The following is a 3,234-nucleotide window of genomic DNA, read 5'->3' on the forward strand; positions in this document are numbered from 1 at the left end:
GGCGCAGATGCAGAGAACTGTTGCAACGGCTGTCTGGCAAGGAGAGACGCTTTCAAGTGTGGGTCAATCATCGCATCTCCAAAGCTATTGTCTCTAGGGCAAAAGCTACCAACAGCGCTATTGCTCTGGAAGACCTGACAGGGATCCGGGAAAGGGTCAATCAACAGCCACGCAGCAAAGCCGAGCGGCGCAGGGCCAACAGTTGGGCGTTCTACCAACTACGTCAATTTCTGGAATACAAGGCGAGGGTTGCAGGGGTTTCTCTGATTCTTGTTCCGCCTGCCTACACGTCGCAGACCTGCCACCGGTGTTTGCACATCCATCCCGACCCTGCGCAATCCTATCGCAGTGGTAAGTCGTTCAAGTGTGGGCACTGTGGATGGGAAGGAGATGCGGACTTGAATGGTGCAAACGTAATTGCGCTCTTGGGGGCTGCCGTAAACCAGCCTGGAGGTTAAGCCTACGGCTCGCTTCGCGAACGGGCTTGTTTTGTTCTGCCGAGCGAAACAAGCTCAGGGCTACTGAAAGCCCGCACTCTTTCGCTTTAGCGGCGCGGAGCGCTTTGCATCAACATGAGTGCGGGTAGTTTACGATCTCACTGCCCTTGGCCCAGCATTGAGGGGATCCCTGCATTCCTTGAAGTTTTGAGAGGGAGGGCTACAAAACCCCTCCTGAAAATGAATTAGAGTGAGATCACACCGGAAGGACGAGTCCATTATGCACCTGAGTGACATCACTCATCCCAACCAGCTCCGAAACCTGAACCTGAGCCAGTTGCGCAGCCTAGCCCGCCAGATTCGCGACAAACATCTGCAGACGGCTGCCAATTCCCCGGTCGGCTGTCATCTGGGGCCAGGGCTGGGGGTGGTGGAGCTGACCTTGGCCCTCTACAAGACCCTCGATCTGGATCGAGACAAGGTGATCTGGGATGTGGGGCACCAGGCTTATGCCCACAAAATGCTCACCGGCAGGTACCACAATTTCCACACATTGCGCCAGAAGGGGGGGATTTCCGGCTACCTGAAGCGCAGCGAGAGCCGCTTCGATCACTTTGGGGCGGGGCACGCTTCCACCAGCATCTCGGCAGCTTTGGGCATGGCCATCGCTCGGGATCGGCGGGGAGACAACTTCAAGGTGGTGGCCATCATTGGGGATGGTGCCCTGACCGGAGGCATGGCCTATGAAGCCATCAACCACGCCGGGCACCTGCCCAAGACCAACCTAATGGTGGTGCTCAACGACAACGGCATGTCTATTTCCCCCAATGTGGGGGCGATCCCTCGCTATTTAAACCGCCTGCGCCTCAGCCCGCCGGTGCAGTTTTTGGCCGACAGCCTAGAAGAGCAACTGAAGAACCTGCCCCTACTGGGATCCAGCCTCAGCCCAGAAATTGACCGCCTCAAGGAAACGGTGAAGCTGGTTACCGCTGTGCAAAACAACAAAGCCGGCATTATCTTTGAGGAGCTGGGCTTTACCTACGTGGGGCCGGTGGACGGGCACAACCTGGCGGAGTTGTTGGATGCCTTTGAGTTGGCCCACGGCATCTCCGGCCCGGTACTGGTGCATGTGGCCACCGTCAAAGGCAAGGGCTACCCGCCTGCCGAAGCGGAACAGGTGGGGTATCATGCCCAATCCCGCTTCGACCTGGCCACCGGCAAGCCCTACCCGCCCACCAAGCCTAAGCCCCCCAGCTACAGCAAGGTCTTTGGCCATGCCCTCTGCAAGCTGGCCGAGCGGGATCCCCGCATCATCGGCATCACCGCCGCTATGGATACGGGCACTGGCCTGGATAAGCTCAAGGAAAAGCTGCCGGATCAGTTTGTGGATGTGGGGATCGCCGAGCAGCACGCTGTAACGTTGGCGGCTGGCATGGCCTGTGAGGGAATGCGGCCAGTGGTGGCCATTTATTCCACCTTCTTGCAGCGGGCCTACGACCAGATCATCCACGATGTCTGTATCCAAAAGTTGCCGGTCTTCTTTTGCTTGGATCGGGCGGGAGTTGTGGGAGCCGATGGCCCCACCCACCAAGGCATGTACGACATCGCCTATCTGCGCTGCATTCCGGAAATGGTGCTGATGGCTCCCAAAGATGAAGCAGAGCTGCAGCGCATGGTGGTGACCGGGATCCAGTACACCAAGGGCCCCATCGCCATGCGTTACCCGCGCGGATCGGGTGTAGGGGTGCCTCTGGCAGAAGAGGGGTGGGAACCCCTGCCCATCGGCAAAGCCGAGGTGCTGCGCAGCGGTGGCGAGGTGTTGATCCTGGCCTATGGGTCGATGGTGCATCCCAGCCTGCAGGCGGCGGAGATCTTGAAAGAACACGGCATCTCAGCCACGGTGGTCAATGCCCGCTTCGCCAAGCCTTTGGATACTGAGCTGATCCTGCCTTTGGCCGAACAGAGCCGCTTGGTGGTGACGGTGGAAGAAGGTTGCCTCATGGGTGGGTTTGGCTCGGCAGTGGCCGAAGCCCTGCTCGACGCCGACCTGGCAGTGCCCTTGTTGCGCTTGGGGGTGCCGGATGTGTGGGTGGAGCACGCCACCCCCGAGGAATCCTTGGCAGAACTAGGCTTGAACAGTGCCGGGATTGCCGAGCGGATTCGGGCCAAGTTTCAGGCACGAGTTCTCAAGGGATCCCCTGCGGAAGTTCCCACTGTCAATTCCTGAGCCTATTCCGAAAGGCCCATCCGCCGGTTGAACTGCTCGATGGCGGCTTGCTGCAGAGCTTCTGCAACAGGTCTGGTACGCAGGAGGATCTGCACATCCCGCAGCAGGTTTTCCCGCCACAGATTCTCCCGCAACACCTGCAGGCGGGCATAGTTGGGATCCAAGCGCATGGCCTTTGCCCCCAGTTCCTCAGCTCGTTCGGTTTCTCCCCGAATGTAGAGGGCAGTCGCCAGGGCCAAATAGGGCTCTGCTACGGCATTGTTCATCTCTATCGTGCGTTCCCAGCGATCGATGGCGGCGTCGAGATCCCCCTGCTCATAGTCCACCAAGCCAATGTTGTTCATGGCCGGCCAATAGGCGGAATCCAACTCCAAGGTCTTCTCATATTCCTGCCGGGCCGCATCCCACCGATCCAGCATGAGGTAGGCATTGCCCAGTTGGAAGCGAGCGTTGGGGTTATCCGGTTGCAGGGCCACAGCTCGTTCCAGGGTTTCAGCAGCGGCAAAGTAGCTGCCCTGCCGCAAATAAGCCGATCCCAGCGAGTAGAGAACAGCCCCATCTTGAGGAGAC

Annotated in this window: 2 protein-coding genes and 1 pseudogene; 2 read left to right on the top strand and 1 reads right to left on the bottom strand. The window is 59.1% G+C overall.

Going from position 1 to position 3,234, the window contains the following annotated elements; translation table 11 throughout:
- Both NW838_RS11895 and dxs read left to right on the top strand, forming a co-directional pair.
- A pseudogene (locus NW838_RS11895) lies at nt 1-586 on the top strand (RNA-guided endonuclease InsQ/TnpB family protein); the annotation flags it as partial.
- A 131-nt stretch (nt 587-717) separates the two neighbouring features.
- Complete coding sequence (gene dxs / locus NW838_RS11900) at nt 718-2,664, top strand: 1-deoxy-D-xylulose-5-phosphate synthase (RefSeq protein WP_414355451.1); 1,947 nt, start codon at nt 718-720, stop codon at nt 2,662-2,664.
- Between the two features lie 2 nt (nt 2,665-2,666).
- On the opposite strand, the gene NW838_RS11905 is transcribed toward dxs, so the two are convergent.
- Nucleotides 2,667-3,234, bottom strand: a 568-nt coding sequence (locus NW838_RS11905) for a tetratricopeptide repeat protein (protein WP_414428098.1), incomplete at its 5' end; no start/stop codon positions are given.

Origin of the sequence: Synechococcus sp. R55.2 (assembly GCF_047462075.1) — a bacterium.
Taxonomy (GTDB): domain Bacteria; phylum Cyanobacteriota; class Cyanobacteriia; order Thermostichales; family Thermostichaceae; genus Thermostichus.

Coding starts and splice junctions, on each gene's coding strand:
- dxs (WP_414355451.1), top strand. CDS start 718: ATGCACCTGAGTGACATCACTCATCCCAACCAGCTCCGAAACCTGAAC.